Here is a 24,695-nt window from a genome sequence, read left to right as displayed (position 1 = left end):
CTTGATTGACAGGGGCGACAATGCAGGCGGATTACTGGCATCAGAAATGGGCCGATAACAAGATCGGATTTCATCAGGAACGCGCCAACAAGCGCCTGGAGCACCATTGGCCCGAGTTGGGACTGGCTGGCGATGAAACCGTGTTCGTCCCCCTCTGCGGAAAATCACTGGACATGTTGTGGCTGCACCGGCAGGGCCTTTCCGTGCTGGGGGTGGAGCTGAGTGAAAAGGCCGTTCAGTCGTTCTTCAGTGACAACGCATTGACCTGCGAACAGCATGAGTCGGACGGTTTTCTCGTGTTCACCGGCACCGCCGAAGCGCAAGGCATCCAGATACTGGTGGGTGACTATTTTTCACTGACACCGGATCACCTGCACCACTGCAAGGCCCTGTACGACCGCGCATCGCTTATCGCCATGAATCAGGACATGCGCAGTTCCTATGCGGCTCATCTGGGGCGTTTGCTCGCACCAGGCACCCGCGGCCTGTTGCTGGCTATCTCCTACGACGAAGGCCGCATGGAAGGCCCTCCCTTTTCGGTGCCGCAGGAAAACGTGCACGAATTGCTGGGAGAGCACTTCGATATCGGCGAACTGGCTCACTACAGCGGCCCCGAACGTTTGGGCAACCTGGCCGACAGAGGACTTGAAACGCTGGATGAACGGGTCTATGTACTGACCCGTAATCCCTAGAAAAGTCAATTACTTGAGCGACGAGACATGCCCAAAGCCCTGCAACGAGTCATCGGTTTCTTCATTTTGCTGATTGCGGTCGGAATGGTGTCCTGCCAGGCACTGCTGAACTGATCATGGCTGCCGTTACTCGCATCGATCCGAACGCCAAGCCCAAGGTACTGTGGCGCGGATTCCTGTTGTATGTGCTGGCATTGCCGCTGTTGCCGGCCACCTTCCTGTCACTCATGGATGGCAACCCCTTGCAGGCAATTGCTCGCGGTGCCGGCCTGGTGCTGACCATGACCGCTGCAACACTCATCCGCAAGGGCATTCGCCTGGACAACGAGGCACGCAGACGTCGACTGCGCCGTCGCGCAAGTACCATCCAGTACCGCATGATCGGTGCGGTGCTGGTATCGGTCGGCATGTTTCTGGTTGCCTGGCTGGGCGTGTCCAATCAGTACGGTCTGTTCGAAAGCATACTCTGGGCGTTGGCGGTGCTGCTTGGTTGCTACTTGTACTACGACTTCGATCCGGCGCGCAAGGACCCGGACATTGCAGCAGTGGGCATAACCACGGAGGAACTTGTCGATCTGCTGGACGAGGCCGAAGGCCGCCTGCAGAGTATCGAAAGTGCCAGTCGCCGCATCAACAATGTCGAATTCAGGGACAGATTGCGCCGCATCGTCAAGGAGGCTCGGGTGATTCTGGATACCATCGAGAATGACCCGGTGGATGCAAGACGGGCGCGCAAGTTTCTGAAAGTCTATCTCGACGGTGCTCAACAGGTTACCGAAGGCTATGCCAGGACTCACCAGGAGGGTGAAGAACATGCACTGGAAGACAACTTCCGGCGAGTGCTGACCACCATAGAGACGGTGATTGCAGAGCAGCAAGTGAAGCTCAGGGAAAACAATCTGTCCGACCTTGATGTCACTATCGAAGTGCTGCAGATGCAGATCGAGAAAGAGGGTGTCACCTGATCCGCGACACCTGGCAAGACCTTGCCGACCGTGCCCGGGCATGACACCCGACCGCCACTGCCGAAGCCGGTAGACGGCCTGTACCGATTTCAAATGACGGAGACTACTGATGCCCGCGAATACCACTGATGTTGCCACTGAACTGGATGTGCTGCCAGGTACCGAGCTGCTGCCAGACCTGAAGCATGATATTGCGACCTATGAAGAAGTCGAACCGGCGGAACGTGCCCGTATCGACAAGCTGATGAGCGAGATCGACCTGGGTGACAGCAACTCGATCATCTTCTTCGGTAGCAAGGCGCAGCAGGAGCTGACCAGCATATCGGACAATATGCTCGAAGGCGTACGCAACAAGGATCTGGGGTCGGCCGGTGCTTCCCTGAATCAGATGGTGTCGGTACTGCGTGGTTTCGAGGTAGAGGATTTCGACCCCGACAATCGCCCCGGTTTCCTGATGCGGCTGATCCGAAAACTGTTCGGCGGTGTGACACCCGTGGCGAAGTTCATCCAGCAATACGAAGGCGTCAGACGTCAGGTCGATGCCGTGACCGATGACCTGGAAAAGCACAAGACCCTGCTGCTGCGAGATATCAAATCGCTGGACAAACTCTACAGTGCCAATCTGGATTATTTTCATAATCTGGAAGCCTACATTCAGGCCGGTGAGCAGAAGCTGAAGCACATCGATGAGCACATGGTGCCGGCTGCAGAGCAGAAGGCAGCCAATGCCGATGATGTCCTGCAGGCTCAGGAACTGCGAGACCTGCGAAGTGGTCGCGATGATCTGGAGCGACGCATTCACGACCTGCGCCTGACGCGCCAGGTGGCGATGCAGGGACTGCCCAGTATTCGCCTCATTCAGGAGAACGACAAGGGCCTGGTCAACAAGATCAATTCGACATTGGTCAACACCGTTCCGTTGTGGCGTCAGCAACTGGCGCAGGCCGTGACCATCTTCCGCTCGGCGGAAGCGGCGAAAAGCGTCAGGGCTGCAAGTGACCTGACCAATGAGCTGCTGGAGAAGAACGCCGAGAACCTGCGAACGGCAAACAAGACAGTTCGCGAGGAGCTGGAACGCGGAGTGTTCGACGTCAATGCCGTGCGACGGGCGAATGAAAACCTCATCGCAACCGTCGAGGAGAGTCTGCAGATTGCCGATGAAGGCAAGCGTAGGCGTGCCGAGGCAGAAGTGCAGCTGGCCAGCATGGAAGCCGAACTGAAGGAGACCCTGAAAGCGGCCTCGGCTCGTACGCAGAGCGCCCCGGTTGCCGGAGTCTGATCATGGGACTGTTCAGCAAGCTCTTCCATGAGTTCGTCGATGTCATCGAGTGGGTGGATGACAGCAGCAACACCATGGTGTATCGCTTCGAGCGCTATGGCAACGAGATCAAGTACGGTGCCAAGCTGATCGTGCGTGAAGCGCAGATTGCGGTATTCGTCAATGAGGGACAAGTGGCCGATGTGCTCGGTCCCGGCACCTATGAGCTGCAAACGAAGAATCTGCCTATCCTCACGACCTTGCAGAACTGGCATCACGGTTTCCAGAGTCCGTTCAAGGCCGAGGTGTATTTCTGCAATGCCCGGCGCTTCACCGATATGAAATGGGGGACCAAGCACCCCTTGATGCTGCGGGACAGTGAGTTCGGAGGGTTGCGTATTCGTGCCTTCGGGACCTACGGTGTCCGCATTACCGATGCCCTGACATTCATCCGGGAGATCGTGGGAACCGACGGTGTGTTCACGACCGATGAGATCAGCTCGCAGTTGCGCAATCTGATCACGTCACGCTTTGCCACCATCATTGGCAGTGCCAACATACCGGTGCTGGACATGGCCGGCAACTACGATCAACTGGGCGAATTTCTGACGCGCCGCATTGCACCGGAGTTCGGTGAATACGGTCTGGAACTGACCCGTATCCTGGTGGAAAACATCTCTCTGCCGCCGGCGGTATCCGAAGCGCTGGACAAGCGTACCAGCATGGGAATGACTGGCAATCTCGATCGCTATCTGCAGTATCAGACCGGTGCAGCGATGGAGGCGGGAGCCAGCAATCCCGGAGGCGGGGCCTCCGATGGCATCGGTATGGGGATTGGTCTGGCCATGGCCAATCGCATGAATGATAATCTGTCATCAGCTTCCAATGCAAGCCCGCCTCCGCTGCCGGGGGCTGTCAATGCTGTCTATCATCTGGCGATAGACGGTACCTCTCGTGGGCCGTATTCGCTTGACCTTCTGAAACAGCAGAAAGCCAGTGGTACGCTTGATCAGGATACGCTGGTATGGACCCAGGGTATGGCGGAATGGCAGCCGGCCGCCAGTGTGGCAGCGCTGTCCGAATTGTGGGAACAGTCGGCTGCCTCGCCGCCGCCCATCCCGGGCGCCTGACCACAGTCCGCGGATCAAGACGCCATGGCAGACTGCCGTGACGATTAACGACAATTCACTCAGGTGTATCATGGTGACCTCAGACTTGCATTATCCTGATTTCGCAGCACAGCGACAAGCGGAGCAGGCATGAGTCTCGTTGAGCGCTTGCAGTCTCGGTTGAATGAGCGACTGGCCAGGCAGGATGCCGATTCACCGGCGGTGGAAAGCTACCACTGGCCGGATGAATCATCGCCGGCACGAGGCATCGGGGAAGCCACGACACGTGCCTTGACCGAGAAGCGTTTCCCTTGCGAACAGTGTGGTGCCGTCTTGCAGTATGCCATTGGGACTCGTTCCATGGAATGTCAGTACTGCGGTCACAGCAATGCCATCGAGCAGAGTGCCGAGCAGCTGGAAGAACTGGATTTTCACAGCGTTCTGAAGCAGCTGCAAGATTCCCCTACCGTCAAGCCCGAAACCAATATCATCAGTTGCCCGAACTGCGCGGCGCAGTTTGCTCTTGATGCACACATTCATGCGGGTGACTGCCCCTTCTGCGGCACCAGTGTGGTCACAGAAACCAGTCATTCCAGACCCTTGAAGCCAAAGGGGCTTCTGCCGTTCTCCATCAGTGATGACGAAGCCCGTGAATCCTATCGCAACTGGTTGAAGCGTCGCTGGTTCGCACCGAATGCACTGAAGAAATATGCACGCAGCGACGCGTCCCTCAACGGTGTGTACATCCCGTACTGGACTTATGACAGCGATACCGCGACGGCATACAGTGGACAACGGGGTGAAATCTATTACGTGACGCAGCGCTATTCCACGACCGTCAACGGGCGTCGTGTCACGCGCAGTCGGCAAGTGCCCAAGATACGTTGGTATCCCGCCAGTGGTCGCACATCCCGGCATTTCGATGATGTTCTGGTTGGTGCCAGCCGGACGCTGCCACGCAAGATAACCGACTGGCTGGCACCCTGGGATCTGGAGAACCTGGTGCCCTATACGGAAGATTATCTGGCGGGATTCAGCAGCGAGGTCTATCAGGTGGATCTGGACGAAGGCTTCAATATCGCACAGCAGATCATGGACAAGGTGATACGCAGTGATGTGCGACATGCCATTGGCGGCGACCAGCAGCGCATCTCTCGCATCAGTACTCGACACAGCGATACCACCTTCAAGCATGTACTGCTACCACTGTGGACCGCCGGCTTCCAGTTCCGTGGCAAGACCTATCGTTTCGTGGTCAATGGACGAACCGGCAAGGTTCAAGGTGAGCGCCCCTACAGTATGATCAAGATCGCATTGGCCGCCATTGCCGGTATTGCGCTATTGATCGTCGCATTGACGGTCATGCAGGGTTCCGGTGGGCTGGACGGGATCGGTGGCAGTTTTTCCAGCGGCATAGGCAGAGGTCTGGGGTACTGAGCAGGCAAAGTCTGCGGTGTCTGTCTGCAGAGGTCAGTGGTTTGCCTGAGCGAGCTCGGAGTCGTGTCATCAGCTCGTGCTCACCTTGGTCACTGAGAATCACCGCGAGTCACCGCGAGTCACCGCGAGTCACCGCGAGTCACCGCGAGTCACTACGAGTCACTACGAGTCACTACGAGTCACTACGAGTCACTACGAGTCACTACGAGTCACTGCGAATCACTGCGAATCACTGCGAATCACTGCGAATCACTGCGAATGACCACGATCACCACGAACCGTTCCCCGCAAAAACCAGCCAAGCCTGACAGGCCAGATCTACAGATGTCGTTGCTGGCGCTGTGCAACCGCAGCGTTGTCTCGACGGGCGCTTCCGACCACCAGCGGGTCCGGCTTTCGAGCGAAGGCCGGTAGTCCCTTCAGGCGGTTGTGCCTGAAGTCGGAGAGCAGCTGCGCTTCCACTTTCTCATCATCCAGATGCAGCTCTGACACCATGTGGCTGCGCAGCAGCTCGAACAGTCTGGGCAGCGCAATACGGTGTGTCTGCGCGGTGGTACGAAACAACCAGTCACTCAAGCCCATGAAGTGCTTGAACGGCGAGGTGCCGAGCAGCAGTGGCAGAGTGGCTGGAAAACGCCCGGAGTTTCCGACCAGGTCCCAGTAGCGTGCAAATCGCACCATGCGCTGTACGGTGTCGAAATCCGCATCCTTGTGTGCCAGGATGCGGTACGGCGGGGTGCTCATGTAGCGCATGTCGTAGTCGGTTGTATGTCTGGCAATGGGGGTGCCTCGCAGACGCTTGAGAATGCCTACCTGTATTTCCTGCGGTCCGAGAGAATGCAGCAGATCGAAGCCTTCGCCAAAGCTCTGCAGGTCTTCCCCCGGCAGGCCGAAGATCAGGTCGGCGTGCACATGTGCGGTAGTGTGTTCGCGCAGCCACTTCATGTTGCTACAGGTGCGCTCATGCTGCTGACGCCGACTGATACGCTTCTGCACCTCCGGATTGAACGACTGAATGCCGATCTCGAATTGCAGGGAATTTTCGGGGAAGCGTGGCAGCAGATCCAGCAGCACGTCCGGCAGCCGATCCGGAATCAGTTCGAAATGCAGAAACAGGCCCTTGTCGATATGTGCAAGAAAGAATTCCAGAATCTGGCGGCTGGTATCGGCTTTGAGGTTGAAGGTCCGGTCGACAAACTTGAACTGCCGCGCGCCACGATCGATCAGCAACTGCATTTCCTGCAGAAAAGCGGGCAAATCGAAGGCGACCGCTGTCTTGTCGAGTGATGACAGGCAGAATTCGCATTTGAACGGACAGCCGCGAGACGCTTCAACATAGATGACGCGATGGGCGACATCCTCGTCACTGTAGTAGCCATAGGGAGAGGCCAGTTCGCCGAGTTTCAGGGGCAGGGGGGATACCAGCTGATGCGGACGTTCCCCTCGGTCCAGCTCCCGGCAAAGCTCGGCAAAGGCGGTATCGGCAGCGCCGGTTATGACGTGATTGGCCAGTTTGCAGATGGGCTGCTGGTCGATTTCGTAGCTGACCTCCGGGCCTCCCACCACCAGCGTGATGTCCGGTCGCAGAATCCGGATCAGCCGCATGACTTCCGTGGTCTCCAGCACGTTCCATATGTACACCCCGAATCCCAGAATCCTCGTTTCCGCCGACAACAGCAGTTCGACGATGTCTTCCGGTCGCTGCTGCAGGGTGAATTCGAGCAGACGGGTGCGTGCTTGCAGCTCGCCCATGTTTGCGTACAGATATCGCAGCCCCAGGGAGGCATGGATATAGCGGGCATTGATGGTGGCCAGAGTGATGTCTTTCATGATCGCAGTGACCATACCCTATCTGTGCGGTTGACGCTGTAATGTAAGTCACCGTCACCGTCGCCGCTGCCGCTGCCGCTGCCGCTGCCGATGCCGATGTCGATGTCGATGTCGATGTCGATGTCGATGTCGCCGCCGCCGAAGCAGCGGTGCCTGCCTGCTCGTCAGTCGGCCGCTGGCGGCTGTCGGTATGCAGAATCGACCCGGTTTTCGGTTTACACTGCATACCGAGCCCGACAACGAATGCTCGGGTATAACGGCTCTTTGCACCGGCTTTTCGAGTACTGACAATGTCCGAAGTTCTGACTCCCATGAGCGACGTCCTTGCCGATGGCACCGCCATCATCAGCCGTCGCGAACTCAAGGCCCTCATGAAACGCAGCAATCGTCCGGGACTGATCCATCTGGCCCTGTGGATCCTGTTGCTGGGGTTCACCGCAACACTGGTCTGGCTCAGCCGGGAGACTCTCTGGTTGCTGCTGCCTGCCATGTTCATGCACGGCATCGTCATGGTGCACCACTTCGCGCTCCAGCATGAGTGCAGCCATTACACGGCTTTTCGCTCGCGTCGTCTGTGCAATGTGCTGGCTACCGTCTGCGGATTCCTGTTGTTCATCCCGCCACGCTTCTTTCGCTACGAGCACTGCGACCATCACACCTATACCAATCTCGAAGGGCGTGATCCCGAACTGATTCCGCTGCCGGAAAACCGCTGGCAGTATCTGTGGTATCTCTCGGCCTTGCCCTACTGGTATTCACAGTTCAGTGGTCTGCTGCGCCGCGCCACGGGCAGAATCCTGAAGGAGGAAAAGCGCTTCATTCCGGGTGTCGAACAGGCTGCCGTGGTACGGGAGTCGCGTCTGATGCTGGCAGGGTATGGCCTGGTTGTTCTGTTGATGTGGCTGAGTGGTTCCCTGGCACCGGTGTTCTACTGGTGGTTGCCGATGCTGCTGGCCGAGCCGGTCATGCGCTTCGTTCGCATGACCGAGCATGTCGGTCGTCCGATGGTGACTGATCGCGGGGTCAATACACGCAGCAATCAGGTTTCTCCCCTGTGGCGTTTTCTGGCCTGGAACATGAACTATCACGCGGAGCATCACTTTGCGTCATCGGTGCCCTTTCATGCACTGGGTCAGTTGCATGAGCGCATCAAGGATCATGTATACGTGGAAGAGCAGGGTTATCTGCACGCTCATCGCAGCATTCTCGACAGCATGGCGGCAGCCCCTCAGAGGCAGCCCGTCTCATGAGTGAGTGGGTTGACCTGCTGGCGGTCGAGGAGCTGGAGCCCGGTGATGTCACGCCGGTTCAACACGGCCGGCTGAAACTGGCCATTTACGATGCCAGTGATGGTCTGTACGCCACGGCGGCCTTGTGCACACATGCCGGTGCGCCATTGTGCGATGGCTATTTCGACGGACATGTCATCGAATGCCCGCTGCATCAGGGCGGATTCGACATCCGTGACGGGCGCGCTCTGTTCGCGCCGGTGACCCGGCCCCTGAAAACCTATCCAGTCAAGGTCGAGGCTGGCAGAGTGCTGGTGCAGCTGAAGCGCTCATGATTGGCAGGAAGCTGCCAGCGAAACCTGCTCGGCAGCGCAGCTTCGTGCGCCGCCGAGCGTGATCCTGCCCTGACGTCGGTGTCGTTCGGCGACACCGTTGGTGACAGGCCGGAGAGACAGGCAGACTACTCGGCGGTAGCTGTGCCTGCCGCAGTGCTGGCAAGCCCTGCCAGTGCCGCACTGATCGTGGCCAGTCGTGCGTCTTCACCTTCAATGCCGTGGCGTTCCGCCAGGTAGGCAGGGTCGTTATAGGCAATGGTCACGACACCACCGTCATCTTCGAATACCAGCATTTTCTGCGGCAGATCAATACCGATACTCTGCTCGATCTGCATCAGTGGTGTGCCGGCATTCGGGTTGCCGAAGATGACCAGGCGGGTGGGGTTCAGATCCATCTCGACACTCTCGGCATTGGCGGCGTGGTCCAGTTCCCGTACCAGCAGCAGCGGCTCGGCGTTCTGAATGGCGCTCACCAGTGTGTTGTAAGTGCTGTCCATGTCCTGGGTACTGGTGACGGTGATGATGCCTTCGCCGGCGCTGACGTTCGTGCTGGCAAGCGGTTCCGCATCGCTGTCTTCTTCGGTATTGCCTGATGCGTTGAAAGACAGCGCATCGAGGGCACCGGCTATCGTCTGCAGCGCAGCATCAGCCGAGTCATCGCCAACGATGGCGTGTCGCTGTTGCAGATAATCGGCCGAGTTGTAGGCGATCTGCGTGTCACCCTCTTCGTTTTCCCAGGCCAGAATCTTCTGCGGCAGGTCGAGACCTGCCAGCTGGTTGACTTGCATCAGGGGTGTTCCCAGAGCCGGATTGCCAAACAGCTGGACGGAGGTGGGGCGCAGAGTCTCACCGATACCGGCGGCATTGGCCTGATGATCGATCAGTGGCAAGGCCGTGATCGCGTCATTGTTGTTCAGTGCTGTCAGCAAGGCGCCCATGGCTTCGCCGACGGGGCGTGCGCTATCGAATGCGACCAGGCCGTCAACAGAGGCGGTTGCACCGCCTGTGGTGTCTGTATCAGCATCGTCGTCGCTGCTGCAGCCACTGATGAAGGCGGTGGCCATGCTGGTACAGAGGATGGCTCCTTTGATCAGGGCACTGGACATGGGATGGACTCCAGGGGGTAATGGATTGAGGCCACTTAGAGCCCGATCTGTTGACAAGTTCCCCGGTTCTCCATACCGCAATGATCGACGAGTGAAACAGAGACCGCCACGCGGTCACGCCTGTTGTTACTGACTCACACCTCGGTTCACGGACTCGATGTCGAATGCTGCCCGCATCAGGGCCTGGGTATAGGGTTCCCGGGGCTGATCCAGAATCTGCTGCGCCGGACCGCTTTCCACTACCTTGCCGGCCTGCATGACAATGATGTCGTCACTCAATGCCCTGACCACTTTCAGATCATGACTGATGAACAGATAGGCCAGGCCGTGCTTCTCCTGCAGATCCTGCAGCAACTGAACGATCTGCGCCTGAACGGACATGTCCAGTGCCGACGTCGGTTCATCCAGCACGACCAGTGCGGGCTTGAGCACCATGGCGCGCGCTATCGCGATGCGCTGACGTTGACCTCCCGAGAATTCATGCGGGTAGCGATGCAGGGCAGAGAGCTCCAGGCCGACTTCCTGCAGTGCCTCACTGACCCGTTGACGTCGTTCATCGGCACTCATGGTCGTCTGATGTACCTTGAGTCCTTCTTCGATGATCTGCAGGATGGACATGCGCGGGCTCAGGCTGCCAAAGGGGTCCTGAAAGACAATCTGCATGGATTGTCGAAGGCTGCGCAGATCGCTGCCGGACCTGTCATGGATCGGCGCCCCTCTGAAGCGGATTTCGCCTTCACTGGCGATCAGACGCAACAGTGCCAGGCCCAATGTTGTCTTGCCTGAGCCGGACTCACCCACCACACCCACGGTGCGACCGGCTCGCAATTCGACGTCGATATCGACACAGGCATCGACATGATCGATGACCCGACCGAACAACCCGCCCTTGATCGGAAAACGCACACTGACCTGTTGGCCCTGCAGAATGAGTTCGGTGTCATCGAGTGCGCGCTTCGGCAGTTGTCCGGGTTCTGCCGACAGCAGCTGCCGGGTGTAGGGGTGCTCGGGAGAGGCGAACAGTGCTTCGCTTCGATTGCGTTCCACTACCTTGCCGGCCTTCATCACATGAATCTCGTCTGCCATCTTGCGCACGATCCCCAGATCGTGGGTTATCAGCAGCAGCGACATGCCCAGGCGAGTCTGCAGCTCCGCCAGCAGTTCGAGAATCTGTGCCTGAATGGTCACATCCAGGGCGGTAGTGGGTTCGTCGGCGATCAGCAGGTCCGGCTCGTTGGCCAACGCCATGGCAATCATGACGCGTTGTCGCTGGCCACCGGACAGCTCATGCGGATAGGCGCCCAATCGACTGGCTGCGTTGCGAATGCCCACCAGTTCCAGCAACTCGAGTATGCGAGTTCGTGCGGCAGCACCGGTCAAGCCACGGTGCAGTTTCAGGGATTCACCCACCTGACGTTCGATGCTGTGCAGCGGGTTCAGGGACGTCATGGGTTCCTGGAAGATCATGCTGATCTCGTTGCCACGAACGGCTCGCAACACACTCGGGCCGGCTCCCATCATCTCCTGTCCACGGTAATTCACACGTCCGGCGGGATGGTGCGCAAAGGGGTAGGGCAGTAGTTGCAATATGGACAGGGCCGTTACCGACTTGCCAGAGCCGCTTTCACCCACCAGTGCTACCGTCTGCCCCTTGTCGATATGCAATGAGACGCCATCCACCGCCAGTGCCTGGTCCGGGCCCTGGCCGAAGGCAACCTGCAGATTCTCGATCTCCAACAGACGTTCAGTCATGGGTCGTACCGCCGGAAAAGGTCTTGCGCGGATCCAGTGCGTCACGCACGGCCTCGCCGATGAATACCAGCAGGCTCAGCATGACCGCCAGCACGATGAATGCGGTCAGTCCCAGCCAGGGGGCATGCAGATTGTCACGGCCCTGTTTCAGCATCTCGCCCAGCGAAGCCGAGCCGGGCGGCAAGCCCAGTCCCAGAAAATCCAGCCCGGTGAGTGTGGTCACGGAGCCACTGAGGATGAAGGGCAGAAAGGTCACTGTCGCCACCATGGCATTGGGCAGGGTGTGCCGGATCATGATGGCGGTATCGCCCACGCCCAGTGCCCTGGCGGCGCGTATGTATTCGAAATTGCGGGCGCGCAGGAATTCGGCCCGTACCACGCCGACCAGAGAGGTCCAGCTGAACAGGGTCATCAGGACCAGCAGGGAGACGAAGCCCGGCTGGATGACGCTGGCCATGATGATCAACAGGTACAGCACCGGAAGTCCTTGCCAGATCTCGATGAAGCGTTGTGCGAGCAGGTCCAGCAACCCGCCGAAGTAGCCCTGGACAGCACCGGCTGCGACACCGATGACGGTGCTGAACAGCGTCAGCAGCAGACCGAAACTCACGGACACGCGAAAACCGTAGATGATGCGTGCCAGCACATCGCGGCCCTGATCATCGGTGCCCAGCCAGTGCCTGGCAGTCGGCGCACTGGGAGGGCTGGTGCTCAGTTCGAAATCGATGCTCTGATACGAGAAGGGAATGAGCGGCCAGTACAGTGATCCCTTTTCCTCGATCAGCTCGGTGATGTAGGGATCGGTATAGTCCGCATCGAAGGCCAGATCGCCACCAAAGGTTGTTTCCGGATAGGTCTTGAAGACCGGAAAATACCAGGCACCGTCATGGTGCACGGCTATGGGTTTGTCATTGGCAATCAGTTCGGCACCCAGGGACAGAGTAAACAGGAGCAGAAAGATCCAGAAGGCCCAGAAGCCACGCCTGTTTCGTTTGAAGCTTTGCAGGCGGCGCTGATTGAGGGGGCTGAGTCGCATGTCAGAAGTCACGGCGTTCAAAGTCGATGCGAGGGTCGATCAGGTGGTACATCACATCGCCCACCAGTTGCAGTATCAGGCCGAGCAGCGTGAAGAAGTAGAGAGTGGCGAAGACCACTGGATAGTCGCGGTTGATTGTCGCCTCCCAACCCAGCAGGCCCAGCCCGTCCAGTGAGAAGATGACTTCGATCAGGATGGAGCCGGTAAACAGGATAGAGATGAAAGCACTGGGAAAGCCGGCAATGACGATCAGCATGGCATTGCGAAACACGTGACCGTAGAGCACCTGGCGCTCGTTGAGCCCCTTGGCTCGTGCCGTCTGTACATACTGCATGCCGATCTGGTCAAGAAAGGAGTTCTTGGTCAGCATGGTCAGGCTGGCAAAGCCACTGATGACCATGGCGGTCACCGGTAGCGTGATGTGCCACAGATAGTCGAGTACGCGTTCCACGGCACTCAACTGTTCCCAGCCTGGAGACGTCAGTCCGCGCAGCGGGAACAGGTCCAGATAACGTCCGCCGGCGAACAGGATGATCAGCAGGATGGCAAACAGGAAGCTGGGAATGGCGTAGCCGACAACGATGGCACCACTGCTCCAGATGTCGAACTTCGAGCCGTCCTTGACGGCCTTGCGAATGCCCAGCGGGATGGAAATCAGATAGACGAACAAGGTGGTCCACAAGCCCAGGCTGATCGATACGGGCATCTTTTCCAGCACCAGATTGATCACGGTCTCGTCGCGAAAGTAGCTGCTGCCGAAATCGAAACGCGCATAGTCCCACAGCATGCTGAAAAAGCGTTCGTGCACCGGCTTGTCGAATCCGAACTGTTTTTCGATTTCCTCGATGATGGCCGGATCCAGCCCCTGGGCGCCGCGGTATTTGCTGGTATTGCCGGACTGCAGGCTGCCACCACTCTGGGTATTTTCCTGCAAGTCACCGGCCTGGCCGGAGAAGGCCGAGGTAGCATCGGCGGCGTTGCCCTGCATTTCGGCCAGTACCTGTTCGACCGGCCCGCCCGGGGCGAACTGGATGACCACGAAGTTGATGATCATGATGCCCAGCAGGGTCGGGATGATCAGCAGCAGGCGTCTGAGAATATAGGCCAGCATCAGAGGCGACGTGCTCCCGAGTGGTTTGTGCCGGACAGGGCGCGCTGCCGGCTCTCGAACAATTCGCGGGCCAGGCGCAGGCGCTTCGCAGCAGCACGGTACATCAGGCGATCCATGTCGGGCGAGGAGCAATCATCCTGCCGAACCGCCGAACCGCCGAACCGCCGAACCGCCGAACCGCCGAACCGCCGAACCGCCGAACCGCCGGAGTACCGGAGTACCGGAGTACCGGACTGCCGGACTGCCGGATACGGCTCTCCGACATCGCGGAAAACCGCTTCAACGATCCAGGTCGAGTTTGCCGTCCAGCGCCGGGTCGAGCCACCAGCCTGTCGGAAAGCCGGTGGCCGTGAAACTGATGTAGCGGGGCAGCGTGTCGGGTTGACCAAAGCGATTCCAGTAGGCAATGCGGTGCTCGGCGTTGTAGAACTGCGGAATGACGTAATGGTTCCACAGCAATACCCGGTCCAGGGCGCGTGTGGTGACTTGCAGTTTTTCCAGCGACTCCGCCGCCACGATCTGTTCCACCAGAGCATCGACCACCGGGTCCTTGATACCAGCCATGTTGGCAGACCCCCGCTCATCGGCTGCAGCACTGCCGTAGTAGGAACGCAGTTCCGGGCCGGGAGGTGGGAAGAAGTTCAGCCGTACCGAGATCAGATCGAAATCGAAGTCATCGACACGTACCTGATATTGTGCGCTGTCCACGATACGAATCGTGGCATCGATACCCGCCTTCTTCAGATTCTGGATGAAGGGCGCAGCGGTACGCTGTCCATCGGGTTGGACCAGCAACAGCTCCATGCGCATCTGTTGTCCATCCTTCATCAGTTTGCCTTCCTGCAGTTGCCAGCCGGCCTCGTTGAACAGGCCCAGAGCCTGGCGCATCTCGCGCCGATTGCGGCCGCTGCCGTCGGTGACCGGTGCGCGAAATTCCTGACTCACTACCTCGGGGGCCAGTCGCTCGCGAAACGGTTCGAGCACCGCGATCTCCTCGGCAGTGGGTGCCCCGGAGCTGCCGTAGTCAGAGTTGGGAAAGTAACTGTTGATGCGTTCGTACTGGTTGTAGAGAATCGTGCGCTTGATGGTCTCGAAGTCGTAGAGCAGGTTGATGGCCTGACGAACGCGGTGATCGCCAAAGGGCTCACGCCGCAGATTGAAGAAGTAACCCTGAATGGCGCCGGGCGTATTGTCCGGTGGGGTATCGAGCACGATCTCGCCATTGTCCACCTCCTCGATCTGGTAAGCCGTGGCCCAGCGCTTGGAGCTGTTCTCGGCGCGGAAATCGATTTCTCCTGCCTTGAACGCCTCGAGCATGACCTCCAGGTCACGATAGTAGTCATAACGGATCGAATCGAAGTTGTTCAGCCCCTTGTTCATTGCCAGGTCCTTGCCCCAGTAATCCTCCACTCGCGTGTAGGTCAGCGAGCGCCCCGCATCGATATTGCTGATGTAGTAGGCCCCGCTGGATGGTCCGGGTGTCAGGTAGGTCTTGCTGATGTCCTTGTCCTTCCAGTAGTCGACCGACAGTGGCGACAGGCCGGCCACCTTCATCAGCGGCTTCATGGTGTTGGTGGTATTGAAATTGAAGCGGATCTGGTGGTCATCGACAAGCTCCACACTGTCCACCTCGCTGTAGAAGGATTTCAGGAAGGGGCGTCCATGTTCTCGGATGGTCCTGAAGCTGAATTCGATATCGGCTGCCGTGATCGGTTGACCGTTATCGAAGCGGGCTTCGGGGCGCAGCGTGAACAGGATCCAGCTCTTGTCGGCCGGGTATTCGACGCTGCTGGCCAGCAGGCCGTAGGCCGATGCCAGTTCATCACCGGAGCCGACCATCAGCGTGTCGCTGGCCAGTCCGAGGCTGCGTGGAAATTCACCCTTGAGGATGTAGGAATTGAGGCTGTCGAAACTGCCGAAAGCGCCCAGTACGATATTCCCGCCGGCAGGCGCCTCCGGGTTGGCATAGGGCCAGTGCGTCATGCTCTCGTCGTACAGTGGTTCTCCGAATTCCGCCATGCTCCAGCTGCGGGTGATGTCGCCTGATTGCTCGTTCGCCCAGGCCGTGGAGAGCAGCGGCTGAGCCACCGCTGCCAGGAGCAGGACTGCTGCAGTGCTCAGGCGAGTGATGGCAGGAGAGGAAGGAAATTTCATGGTCATGTCGAGCATTGATACTCCACGATTGTCAGCGATTCTGTGATGAGTCTAGCAGTACGATTCAGCTGTCGATGGTTGCGAGCAATGGCTACCGGGTCGCCGTAACCTGTCACGAGGCCTCTCCGGAGTCATACTGGAACCTTTTCCGAAATTCAATGCCAGAATAGCGCCGCATTGACCGTTTGCAGTATCTGCCTGATGGTTTGCACCTGTCCGGTGCATCAGAATCCTTCTCACCCTCGCAACCATGGAGCGCTCTACCGCATGTCGATCCTTGACTCGCATTCCATTGACTCGTCTGCTGATGGCGGTCAGCCACGCAATCCCTGTTCCACTGCCGCCAGCTGGCTTCAGCCGATCATGCAATGTGTGAATCAGCGAGTGCAAGGGCGCCAGCAAGGGCGAGTGCAAGAACGAGTGCAAGAACGAGTGCAAGAACGAGTGCAACGGCGCGCGCAACGACGGGCGAGAAAGGGCATGCCATTCGCCGTCGGCATTCTGCTGTTCGCCGCCGTCAGCCGCTCGTTTGCGGTGGAGCCGGATAGCGAATGGAGTGAGGTTCTGGAAGAGGCACGCGGCCAGACGGTCTACTTCAATGCCTGGGGCGGCAGTGATCGCATCAACGGCTACCTGGGCTGGGTCGGGGAGCAAGTGAAGGCAGCGCATGGCGTCACTCTGGAGCACGTCAAGGTGGCAGACATCGCCGAGGTCGTGGGCCAGTTGGAAGCAGCCAAGCTGGTAGGACGCGATGAGAACGGCAATGTCGACCTGATGTGGATCAACGGCGAGAACTTCGCTGCGCTGAAACGAGCCGGGCTGCTGTGGGGCAGTTTCGCGAACAATCTGCCGAACGCCCGATTGTTGAAGGATTCGGCCTCAGTGAAGTACGATTTTTCCGTGCCGGTAGAGGGGCTGGAGTCCCCCTGGGGTGGTGCGCAGCTGGTCTTCATTCATGATACGGATACGGTCGCCGAGCCACCGCGTTCCGCGCAGGCCCTGCTGGAGTTCGTGAATGGGGATGGACGCTTTGCCTACCCGGCGCCTCCTGCCTTTCATGGCACCACCTTCGTCAAGCAATTGCTGATCGAACTGCTGGCGGGTAGTGAGACCGAGAGCGCATTGTCCGTTCCGGTCGAGGAGGCAGATTTCGACGTCGTCACGGCACCCCTGTGGGCTTATCTGGATCAGCTGCATCCTCGGCTGCGTGGTGCCGGCAAGAGCTGGCCCACCAGTGGTGAAATGACCCGTCAGCTGCTGGATGATGGTGAACTGGATATTGCCATATCGTTCAATCCGAATGAGGCCAGTGCCGCAGTCAAAGGTGGGCAGCTGCCGGAATCGGTACGTACCTATGTGTTCGACAACGGCACGATCGGCAATACGCATTTTGTCTCGATACCCTGGAATGCCAGCGCCAGTGCCGGTGCGATGGTTGTCGCCGATTTCCTGATTTCCCCCGAAGCTCAGGCTCGCAAGGCAGATCCGGAATACTGGGGCGAGCCGACGGTACTGGATTTGCAACGCCTGGACGATGAACAGCGAGCCTTGTTCGATACGGTGGATCCGGGTGTCTGGGCATTGCCCATCGGCACGGGCAAGGTCCTGCCCGAACCACACGCGTCCTGGGCTCAGGCGCTGGAAGCGGCCTGGCTGGAGCGATACGGTCAATAGTCAGCTGCAAGCGGCAGGAATGCCGTATGCCTGAGCGGGTTGCATGAGTCCGACAAGTCGCTGGGGGCAGCGAATCCTGGCGTTGTGCCTGATGGTCCTGTTCCTGCTGCCAGTGGTACTGGGTCTGGGGGGCACCTTGCTGCCGGCCCTCGGGCTGACTCCCGAGCTGGCACCGGGTAACGGCTTCGCACAGATACTGAACGACCCGCGGTTCGTGCCAGCCCTGTCATTCAGTGTCTTCACCGGCATTGTCTCGACGGTGCTGATTCTGGCGATGACGCTACTGACACTGGTCTGTGTGCATGGCACGCGCTGGTGGTCGTGGATGAGCGCTCTCATGCCACCGGTTCTTGCCGTGCCGCACGCAGCTCTGGCCATCGGTCTGATTTTTCTGCTGGCGCCCAGTGGCGAACTGGTGCGTCTGATCTCCCCGGGCCTCAGCGGCTGGGAACGTCCTCCGCAGGCCTGGGTGGTGCCGGACAGCGTCGGCTGGTCGCTGATCATCGGTCTGGTCATCAAGGAAACGCCCTTTCTGCTGCTGGCCGCGGTGTCGCAATTGTCGGCCCTGAATGTCTCGGCCTCCCTGCGCATCGGACGCACCCTCGGCTATGCCCCGGCGCGCTGCTGGAGCCGTCTGATCCTGCCGCGACTGTATCCTCGCATCCGTCTGACCCTGCTGATCATTCTGGCTTTCAACCTGACCGTGGTGGACATGGCCATCCTGCTGGGACCAGGCAATCCGCCGACCCTGGCTGTCCTGCTGATGTCGCTGGTGAATGATCCGGGGTCGCGGGCTGCAGCATCGGCTGGCGCTGTGCTGTTGGGGGTGCTGGTGGCCCTGTGTTTCATCGCCATGATGGTTGTGGAGTGGGCTGTTGCACGCATTGCGGCAAGGCGTCGACAAAGTGGTGAGCGAGGCCATGGCATGAAACTGTTCCGCCGCCTTGGCATGAGCGCGGTGATGGTGATCCTGATGGCCAGCATGTCGTCACTGCTGTTGCTGCTGCTCTGGAGTTTCACGCGTCGCTGGCGTTTTCCCGATGCGCTGCCGAGCCAGTGGACGCTGGCCAACTGGACAGCCAGAAGCGATATGCTGCTGCAACCTGCGATGACCACGCTTGGCATTGCGGTGACCGTGACGGTATTGTCGCTGCTGTCCGCCATCATCTGGCTGGAATTCGAGCGTCGTGCCATCGTGCCGCGAATGGACAGTATCTGGTTTGTTCCCTTGCTCATTCCTCAGGTCAGTCTGTTGTTCGGCTGGCAGGCGGTTGCGCTCTGGGCAGGCATCGACGGGCAATGGTGGAGCGTGGTCTACACCCACTGGCTGTATACCCTGCCGTATGTGATTCTGATTCTGGCGGTAGCCTGGCGTGAGCTGGCTCCGCAGTGGGGGCAGGCGGCGCATGTTCTGGGCGCCGGTTACTGGCGAGTGCTGCTGCACATCCGTCTGCCACTGTTGCGGCGCCCGCTGTGTCAGGCCGCTGCCGTGGCGGTGGCGGTCAGTGTGGCGCAGTATCTGCCCACGCTGCTGATGGGGGCGGGACGCCATTCGACCCTGGCAACCGAACTGGTCACCAGTTTCGGCGGGGTCGACCGGCGCGTGATAGCGGCACTGGCGGTATTGCAGAGCCTGCTGCCCCTGATGGCCTTTGTCCTGGCCCTGATCTATCCTGTCTGGCGCTCTTCCCGCGTGTCCCGCGAGGCAGTGCCTTCATCTTCACGAGCCCCTGATCGCTGATGCACGAACTCTGCGTAAGAGACTTGAGCCTGCAATTGCCCAATGGCAAATGGCTGGTACGCAATCTGTCATTCAATGTGGAACCCGGGCAGGTACTGGCCCTGATGGGACCCAGTGGTTGTGGCAAATCGAGTCTGTTGAGCTGGCTGACCGGCACCATCGCGCCGAAACTGTGCGCCACGGGCGAGGTCTGGCTCGGGCCACGAGAACTGACCTGTCTGCCAACCGAGAAGCGGCGTCTGGGTCTGATGCTGCAGCAGGATTACCTGTTTCCTCACATGAGTGTTGGCGACAATCTGCGTTTCGGTCTGCGCGGCGGCAGTCGGGAGGAGCGTCGTCTGCGTATCAGCCAGACTCTGGCCGAGGCTTCCCTGGCCGGCATGGAACATCGCGATCCGGCCACACTTTCGGGCGGACAGCGTGCGCGGGTCAGCTTGATCAGAACCCTGTTGTCCGATCCCTGCGCCCTGTTGCTCGATGAGCCCTTCTCCGGTCTCGACGCCACCTTGAGAGAACAGATCAGGCAGTTCACCTGGCAATCGGCGAAAGAGCTGCCGGTGGTGTTGGTGACACATGATGAGGCGGATATTCCACCGCAGGCGAATATCCTGAATCTGGGCCATGCACAATGAGGAGGAAGGCCTGACATGCTGGACAAATATCTGGTGCCGCGCTTGAAACCGGCGTTGCGCGGCGTTGCCCGGCAGTTGCAACGGCGCGGGGTGAAGGCGGACCATCTCACGGTCGCCGGATTTGTGGCCGGTCTGGCCTGTGTGCCGCTGCTGGCGACCGGTCACAACGGGTTGGCCCTGATCTGTCTGTTGCTCAATCGCCTGGCGGATGGGCTCGATGGGGAGCTGGCGAGACTGGATGAGCCGAGCGATGCCGGAGGTTATCTGGATATCACTCTGGATTTCATCTTCTATGCCGTGTTTCCGCTGGGCTTTGCCCTGGCGGATCCGGCAGCCTTTGCTCTGCCAGCCGCCGTATTGATCGCCAGCTTTGTCGGTACCGGGGCCAGTTTTCTGGCCTTCGCCACGCAGGCGCAGAAGCACTCCCTGGAGAGTCCCGATTTTGCGTACAAGAGCCTGTACTATCTCAACGGCCTGGCCGAGGGTACCGAAACGATTCTCTGCTTTGTCTTGATGTGCTTGCTACCGGCCTGGTTTGCGCCCATTGCCTGGAGTTTTGCCGCGATCTGTCTGATCACGGCCATCAATCGGATCTACTTCGGTTACCGCACACTGCAGTAGCTACTGAAACCTGTTTTCCTCCATGTAGCCACAGAAAGGTGGCAGCAAATTCTCTGTTCCGGTAAGTTGTTCTCCCAAACGTCCTACTGGTTGAATGTGTAGTGAGCCTCAGACATCAAAGCCTGGCTATTCTGTTTTGCGCAGTGACGGTGCAAGGCTGCCAGAATTCCTCGGCCACGGATGGTAACAGTGAAGCTCTTGATCCCGTCAGTGAGCCCGGTGCGCCGGCGGATGACGGCGATGGATCACAGCGCGGGGAGGGGGTCGCACCTCTTGTGGATGGCCTGCCCGATGAAGACCCGGTTCCGGTTGAGAGTGTCGGGCCGGAAGGAGACAGCAATCTGTCCGTCGATGGTCGGCTCTACCCGTTGAAGTCGGCGCTGGGGGATATCTGGGGGGAGACCGGTGAGCACTTCAATGTCAACTTCACGCTTGCCAACGGCATGTATCAGCCGGACGTGCTGGAGGTGAGCGGACGCCAGTACGATGTGCTGACGCCGGTGGCAACCAGCGCTCTGTTCTACGCCAGGATGTACAGCCCCGGCGACCAGTTCTCACTGGTCACCTACAGCTACTCGCCGTTTGGAGATGGGGGCGGCGTGCTGGCCGGCAATGCCTTTTTCGCCGATGCCCATGTCGGCGTGGATGAGGACCTGAGCGGCGATGTCGAGGATGATGAAAAACGGATGGTTGTTGGTGGCACCATCGACTTCACCGGCACCCTGCCGTACATCGAACTGCATTTCAGTGTGACGCTGGAGGATGGTCAGCTGGTCAAGGGCCATTACACCGGCCTGTTCGATTTCACCCGCCGCTGACCATACTGACAGTCAGTCAGTCAGTCTGCTTGCCCTGCCTGCTGACGGAGATGTTCGGCAGGCAGGACACACAGCCGTACGATGTCCTCAGCCGCTGATCACGCTGGCTGCTGAGCGGGGAGTTCCTCCAGGCTGCCTCCCAGGTCTCGGGCAATCAGCATGTAGATGGACGGGATGACAAACAGGGTGAACAAGGTGCCGATTCCCATGCCACCCACCAGAACCAGGCCGATGGAATTACGCGCTTCGGCTCCCGGGCCGGAAACCAGAACCAGCGGAAAGTGACCGGCAACCGTGGCAACGGTGGTCATCAGGATCGGGCGAAAGCGGGTTGAGGCCGCTGCTCTGACCGCAGCCAGTTTGTGCAAGCCCTGTTCCTGCATGTGCTTGGCAAACTCCACCAGCAGGATGCCGTTCTTGGCGACCAGTCCGACCAGTGTCACCAGACCCACTTGCGAGTAGATGTTGAGGGTGGTGGTGAAGCTGTTGGTCCAGTAGGGCATCTCCGGGTTCGGCATCTTCAGGAAGGTGAAGATGAGCGCGCCGAACATGGCCAGCGGTACCGAGCCTGCGAGGATGACCAGAGGGTCGCGAAAGCTGTTGAACTGAGCGGCCAGAGTCAGGTAGATCAGGACAACGGCCAGGCCGAAGGCCGGCAGGAACTTGTTGCCTTCCAGGCGCAACTGCCGGGATTCTCCGGTGTAATCCACGGTATAGCCCGATGGCAGGATTTCCGCGGCCGTGGTTTCCAGAAAGCTCAGCGCTTCGTCGAGGGTCGAGATGGTCACGCCACTGAGCTTGACGGCATTGAGTTGCTGAAATCGGTTCAGGGTACGTGGCACCGTACTGTCTTCGATGCTGGCCACCGAGCCGAGCTGGATCATCTCTCCTTCTGGTCCGGTGACATAGAGTTCCTCGAGTTGTTCCGGATTCAGACGATCCACCCGGTTGGCTTGCGGGATGACCTTGTAGCTGCGCCCGTCGATGTTGAAGCGATTGACGAAGCCCCCGCCGAGCAAGGTGCCGACATCGGCGCCGACCTGCTGCATGGTGAGTCCCATATCGGCGACCTTGTCGCGGTCGATGATCAGTTCCGACTGCGCCTTGTCGATCTTGGTGTCGATGATGGGCGGGAAGGCAAACAGGCCGGACTGCATGGCGCGCATCTGGATCTGCTGGGCAAATTCCAGGATGGCGTCCGGTTCGGCGGTGGAGGCGAGGATGAATTCCACCGGGAACTGCCCACCACCCGGCAAGGCCGGTGGCGTGACCGGGATCATGCTGATGCCGGGAATGTCATTGAGCTTCTGTGCAATCTCGGGCTTGATCTCGAACACCGATCGTTCGCGTGCGTCCCAGTCCTCGAGCACCATGCCGCCGAAGCCCGAGGAGGGGAAGGTCAGCTGGAAGGTGAAGGTGGTTTCATCGACACTGCGAAAGGCCTCGTCGGCCTGTGCCGCGAAGCGGCTGGCATTGTCCATGGTGGTGTTACCGGCGCCATCGACGATACCGAACAGTACCCCCTGATCTTCGGTGGGGGCCAGTTCCTTGGCCGACATGCTGAACATGGGGATGCACAGCAATGTGATCACGATCCACACCATATAGACCGCTGGCCGAGCCTTGAGAGTGCCATCGAGCAGCCGGGTATAGCGATGTCGCACCGCGAAGAAGACGGTGTTGACCTTCTTCTGGAAGCCACGTTCCGCGGCACCTTCACGCAGCAGAGTGCCGGAGAGCATCGGTGAGAGTGTCAGTGCCACAACGCCTGAAATGGTCACGGCTCCTGCCAGGGTGAAGGCAAATTCCTGAAACAGGGAGCCTGTCAAACCGCCCTGCAACCCGATGGGCAGGTACACGGCGACCAGGGTTGCAGTCATGGCAATGACCGGGCCCACCAGTTCCCTGGCACCCAGCAGGGCCGCTTCCATGCGCGACAGCCCTTCACTGATGTGTCGCTCGACGTTCTCCACCACCACGATGGCATCGTCGACCACCAGACCGACCGAGAGCACCACCGCCAGCAAGGTGAGCAGATTGACACTGAAGCCGAACATCTGCATCAGGAATACGGCGCCGATGAGCGAGATGGGGATGGAGACGATGGGCACGATGACAGATCGCACGGAGCCCATGAACAGGTAGATCACCAGCATCACGATGATCAGGGTTTCGGTCAGGGTGGAGATGACTTCGCGAATGGAGCTGGCGATGTATTCGGATGCATCGTAGGCAACATTGGCCGTCATGCCGGTCGGCAGCGCGCTCTTGATGTCATCGAGTTCGGCGCGGACCAGTTTGATCACGTCCAGCGTATTGGCGTTGGGCAGCGGGAAGATGCCCATGAAGATCGACTCGGCACCGTTGTAGCGAACCTCCATGTCGTAATTGTCGGCACCGAGTTCGACCGTGGCGACGTCGCGGATGCGGATGACGGCGTCATCGGCGGCACGCAAGACGAGGTTTTCGAATTCCTCGACCGTGGACAGATCGGTATTGGCGGCCAGGTTGACTTCGATCAGGGCGCCCTTGGTCTTGCCCAGAGCGGCGAGATAGTTGTTGGCAGTCAGCGCCTGACGAACCTGTAGCGGCGTGATGCCATGGGCTGCCAGCAGTTCCGGGTCCAGCCAGATGCGCATGGCGAAATTGCGGCCACCGAGGATATCGGCACGCTGCACGCCGTCGAGCGCGCTGAGGCGAGGTTGCACCACACGAGTCAGGAAGTCGGTGATCTGGTTCGGCTGCAGAATGTCGGAGGTAAAGCTCAGGTAGGCCGAGGCAAAGGCGCTGTCTGCCGATTCGACGTTGATGACCGGTATCTCGGCTTCCGGGGGCAGATCCCCACGCACCTGGTTCACCTTCGCGCTGATTTCGGACAGAGCCTTGATGGGGTCATAGTTGAGTTCCAGCCGCACCCGCACGGTGGACAGGCCCAACTGGCTGGAGGATTCGACATAATCGACGCCATCGGCGCCTGATACGGCACGCTCCAGTGGTGTCGAGATGAAGCCGCGGACCAGATCCGCGCTGGCACCCACATAGGCGGTGGTCACGGTGACCACCGCATTGTCGTTCCGAGGGTATTGCCGCACACTCAGGCTGCTGATGGCCTGGATGCCGGCTATCAGTATCAACAGGCTGACCACGATGGCCAGCACCGGACGCTTGACGAAAAGGTCGGTGAATCGCATCGCT

The 24,695-nt window shown here is 59.4% G+C and carries 19 protein-coding genes; 12 read left to right on the top strand and 7 right to left on the bottom strand.

Annotated elements, in window-relative coordinates; genetic code table 11:
- The first annotated feature begins 5 nt into the window (after nucleotides 1-5).
- From ACUNV4_RS13245 to ACUNV4_RS13225, 5 genes are all read left to right on the top strand, one after another.
- Entirely contained in the window at nucleotides 6-692 is a 687-nt protein-coding gene (locus ACUNV4_RS13245) for a thiopurine S-methyltransferase (RefSeq protein ID WP_430879038.1), read from the top strand.
- Between the two features lie 116 nt (nucleotides 693-808).
- Nucleotides 809-1,657: a 5-bromo-4-chloroindolyl phosphate hydrolysis family protein gene (locus ACUNV4_RS13240; RefSeq protein ID WP_430879037.1), complete on the top strand. Its 849-nt coding sequence runs from the start codon at nucleotides 809-811 to the stop codon at nucleotides 1,655-1,657.
- A 109-nt stretch (nucleotides 1,658-1,766) separates the two neighbouring features.
- Nucleotides 1,767-2,936 carry a toxic anion resistance protein gene (locus tag ACUNV4_RS13235; RefSeq protein ID WP_430879036.1) on the top strand — a complete coding sequence of 390 codons (1,170 nt, stop codon included), beginning with the start codon at nucleotides 1,767-1,769 and terminating at the stop codon, nucleotides 2,934-2,936.
- A gap of 2 nt (nucleotides 2,937-2,938) precedes the next feature.
- On the top strand, nucleotides 2,939-4,045 hold the full coding sequence (locus tag ACUNV4_RS13230; RefSeq protein ID WP_430879035.1) for an SPFH domain-containing protein: 1,107 nt from the start codon (nucleotides 2,939-2,941) through the stop codon (nucleotides 4,043-4,045).
- Between the two features lie 129 nt (nucleotides 4,046-4,174).
- On the top strand, nucleotides 4,175-5,461 hold the full coding sequence (locus ACUNV4_RS13225; RefSeq protein WP_430879034.1) for a hypothetical protein: 1,287 nt from the start codon (nucleotides 4,175-4,177) through the stop codon (nucleotides 5,459-5,461).
- 318 nt (nucleotides 5,462-5,779) lie between these two features.
- Here the strand turns inward: ACUNV4_RS13225 and ACUNV4_RS13220 are convergent, their stop codons facing one another.
- A complete protein-coding gene (locus tag ACUNV4_RS13220) occupies nucleotides 5,780-7,291 on the bottom strand; it encodes a B12-binding domain-containing radical SAM protein (RefSeq protein ID WP_430879033.1) in 1,512 nt (503 codons plus the stop codon).
- 311 nt (nucleotides 7,292-7,602) lie between these two features.
- On the opposite strand from ACUNV4_RS13220, the gene ACUNV4_RS13215 reads away from it, so the two are divergent.
- Complete coding sequence (locus ACUNV4_RS13215) at nucleotides 7,603-8,541, top strand: fatty acid desaturase (RefSeq protein ID WP_430879032.1); 939 nt, start codon at nucleotides 7,603-7,605, stop codon at nucleotides 8,539-8,541.
- Entirely contained in the window at nucleotides 8,538-8,855 is a 318-nt protein-coding gene (locus tag ACUNV4_RS13210) for a non-heme iron oxygenase ferredoxin subunit (protein ID WP_430879031.1), read from the top strand. The genes ACUNV4_RS13215 and ACUNV4_RS13210 overlap by 4 nt, the downstream gene beginning before the upstream one ends.
- 125 nt (nucleotides 8,856-8,980) lie before the next feature.
- On the opposite strand, the gene ACUNV4_RS13205 is transcribed toward ACUNV4_RS13210, so the two are convergent.
- From ACUNV4_RS13205 to ACUNV4_RS13185, 5 genes are all read right to left on the bottom strand, one after another.
- Nucleotides 8,981-9,961 (bottom strand): DUF302 domain-containing protein, encoded by a 981-nt coding sequence (locus ACUNV4_RS13205; protein WP_430879030.1) that lies wholly within the window; start codon nucleotides 9,959-9,961, stop codon nucleotides 8,981-8,983.
- 126 nt (nucleotides 9,962-10,087) lie between these two features.
- On the bottom strand, nucleotides 10,088-11,713 hold the full coding sequence (locus tag ACUNV4_RS13200) for an ABC transporter ATP-binding protein (protein WP_430879029.1): 1,626 nt from the start codon (nucleotides 11,711-11,713) through the stop codon (nucleotides 10,088-10,090).
- The gene (locus tag ACUNV4_RS13195; RefSeq protein ID WP_430879028.1) at nucleotides 11,706-12,749 is read right to left on the bottom strand and encodes an ABC transporter permease; all 1,044 of its coding nucleotides are present in this window, start codon (nucleotides 12,747-12,749) and stop codon (nucleotides 11,706-11,708) included. Before ACUNV4_RS13195 ends, ACUNV4_RS13200 begins: the two co-directional genes overlap by 8 nt.
- A gap of 1 nt (nucleotide 12,750) precedes the next feature.
- On the bottom strand, nucleotides 12,751-13,860 hold the full coding sequence (locus ACUNV4_RS13190) for a microcin C ABC transporter permease YejB (RefSeq protein WP_430879027.1): 1,110 nt from the start codon (nucleotides 13,858-13,860) through the stop codon (nucleotides 12,751-12,753).
- Between the two features lie 279 nt (nucleotides 13,861-14,139).
- Nucleotides 14,140-16,014 (bottom strand): extracellular solute-binding protein, encoded by a 1,875-nt coding sequence (locus ACUNV4_RS13185; RefSeq protein WP_430879026.1) that lies wholly within the window; start codon nucleotides 16,012-16,014, stop codon nucleotides 14,140-14,142.
- Nucleotides 16,015-16,494: 480 nt separating this feature from the next.
- On the opposite strand from ACUNV4_RS13185, the gene ACUNV4_RS13180 reads away from it, so the two are divergent.
- The 5 genes from ACUNV4_RS13180 (at nucleotide 16,495) to ACUNV4_RS13160 (ending at nucleotide 21,500) form a co-directional block, all read left to right on the top strand.
- The gene (locus ACUNV4_RS13180) at nucleotides 16,495-17,688 is read left to right on the top strand and encodes an ABC transporter substrate-binding protein (protein WP_430879025.1); all 1,194 of its coding nucleotides are present in this window, start codon (nucleotides 16,495-16,497) and stop codon (nucleotides 17,686-17,688) included.
- Between the two features lie 43 nt (nucleotides 17,689-17,731).
- Complete coding sequence (locus ACUNV4_RS13175) at nucleotides 17,732-19,429, top strand: ABC transporter permease (protein WP_430879024.1); 1,698 nt, start codon at nucleotides 17,732-17,734, stop codon at nucleotides 19,427-19,429.
- Nucleotides 19,429-20,061 carry an ATP-binding cassette domain-containing protein gene (locus ACUNV4_RS13170; RefSeq protein WP_430879023.1) on the top strand — a complete coding sequence of 211 codons (633 nt, stop codon included), beginning with the start codon at nucleotides 19,429-19,431 and terminating at the stop codon, nucleotides 20,059-20,061. Before ACUNV4_RS13175 ends, ACUNV4_RS13170 begins: the two co-directional genes overlap by 1 nt.
- A 15-nt stretch (nucleotides 20,062-20,076) precedes the next feature.
- Nucleotides 20,077-20,682: a CDP-alcohol phosphatidyltransferase family protein gene (locus ACUNV4_RS13165; protein WP_430879022.1), complete on the top strand. Its 606-nt coding sequence runs from the start codon at nucleotides 20,077-20,079 to the stop codon at nucleotides 20,680-20,682.
- A 101-nt stretch (nucleotides 20,683-20,783) separates the two neighbouring features.
- A complete protein-coding gene (locus ACUNV4_RS13160; protein ID WP_430879021.1) occupies nucleotides 20,784-21,500 on the top strand; it encodes a hypothetical protein in 717 nt (238 codons plus the stop codon).
- A 98-nt stretch (nucleotides 21,501-21,598) separates the two neighbouring features.
- Here ACUNV4_RS13160 and ACUNV4_RS13155 read toward each other — a convergent pair whose 3' ends face one another.
- A complete protein-coding gene (locus tag ACUNV4_RS13155; RefSeq protein ID WP_430879020.1) occupies nucleotides 21,599-24,691 on the bottom strand; it encodes an efflux RND transporter permease subunit in 3,093 nt (1,030 codons plus the stop codon).
- Nucleotides 24,692-24,695: the final 4 nt, after the last annotated feature.

The organism is Granulosicoccus sp. 3-233, assembly GCF_052681095.1.
Note: the sequence above shows the minus strand (reverse complement) of the source record. Positions and strands in the feature narration are given on the sequence as shown.

What these genes read in the sequence shown, in the direction of transcription:
- ACUNV4_RS13240 (WP_430879037.1), top strand. Translation starts at nt 809, where the DNA reads ATGGCTGCCGTTACTCGCATCGATCCGAACGCCAAGCCCAAGGTACTG.
- ACUNV4_RS13235 (WP_430879036.1), top strand. Translation starts at nt 1,767, where the DNA reads ATGCCCGCGAATACCACTGATGTTGCCACTGAACTGGATGTGCTGCCA.
- ACUNV4_RS13230 (WP_430879035.1), top strand. Translation starts at nt 2,939, where the DNA reads ATGGGACTGTTCAGCAAGCTCTTCCATGAGTTCGTCGATGTCATCGAG.
- ACUNV4_RS13225 (WP_430879034.1), top strand. Translation starts at nt 4,175, where the DNA reads ATGAGTCTCGTTGAGCGCTTGCAGTCTCGGTTGAATGAGCGACTGGCC.
- ACUNV4_RS13220 (WP_430879033.1), bottom strand. Translation starts at nt 7,291, where the DNA reads ATGAAAGACATCACTCTGGCCACCATCAATGCCCGCTATATCCATGCC.
- ACUNV4_RS13215 (WP_430879032.1), top strand. Translation starts at nt 7,603, where the DNA reads ATGAGCGACGTCCTTGCCGATGGCACCGCCATCATCAGCCGTCGCGAA.
- ACUNV4_RS13210 (WP_430879031.1), top strand. Translation starts at nt 8,538, where the DNA reads ATGAGTGAGTGGGTTGACCTGCTGGCGGTCGAGGAGCTGGAGCCCGGT.
- ACUNV4_RS13205 (WP_430879030.1), bottom strand. Translation starts at nt 9,961, where the DNA reads ATGTCCAGTGCCCTGATCAAAGGAGCCATCCTCTGTACCAGCATGGCC.
- ACUNV4_RS13200 (WP_430879029.1), bottom strand. Translation starts at nt 11,713, where the DNA reads ATGACTGAACGTCTGTTGGAGATCGAGAATCTGCAGGTTGCCTTCGGC.
- ACUNV4_RS13195 (WP_430879028.1), bottom strand. Translation starts at nt 12,749, where the DNA reads ATGCGACTCAGCCCCCTCAATCAGCGCCGCCTGCAAAGCTTCAAACGA.
- ACUNV4_RS13190 (WP_430879027.1), bottom strand. Translation starts at nt 13,860, where the DNA reads ATGCTGGCCTATATTCTCAGACGCCTGCTGCTGATCATCCCGACCCTG.
- ACUNV4_RS13185 (WP_430879026.1), bottom strand. Translation starts at nt 16,014, where the DNA reads ATGAAATTTCCTTCCTCTCCTGCCATCACTCGCCTGAGCACTGCAGCA.
- ACUNV4_RS13180 (WP_430879025.1), top strand. Translation starts at nt 16,495, where the DNA reads ATGCCATTCGCCGTCGGCATTCTGCTGTTCGCCGCCGTCAGCCGCTCG.
- ACUNV4_RS13175 (WP_430879024.1), top strand. Translation starts at nt 17,732, where the DNA reads ATGAGTCCGACAAGTCGCTGGGGGCAGCGAATCCTGGCGTTGTGCCTG.
- ACUNV4_RS13170 (WP_430879023.1), top strand. Translation starts at nt 19,429, where the DNA reads ATGCACGAACTCTGCGTAAGAGACTTGAGCCTGCAATTGCCCAATGGC.
- ACUNV4_RS13165 (WP_430879022.1), top strand. Translation starts at nt 20,077, where the DNA reads ATGCTGGACAAATATCTGGTGCCGCGCTTGAAACCGGCGTTGCGCGGC.
- ACUNV4_RS13155 (WP_430879020.1), bottom strand. Translation starts at nt 24,691, where the DNA reads ATGCGATTCACCGACCTTTTCGTCAAGCGTCCGGTGCTGGCCATCGTG.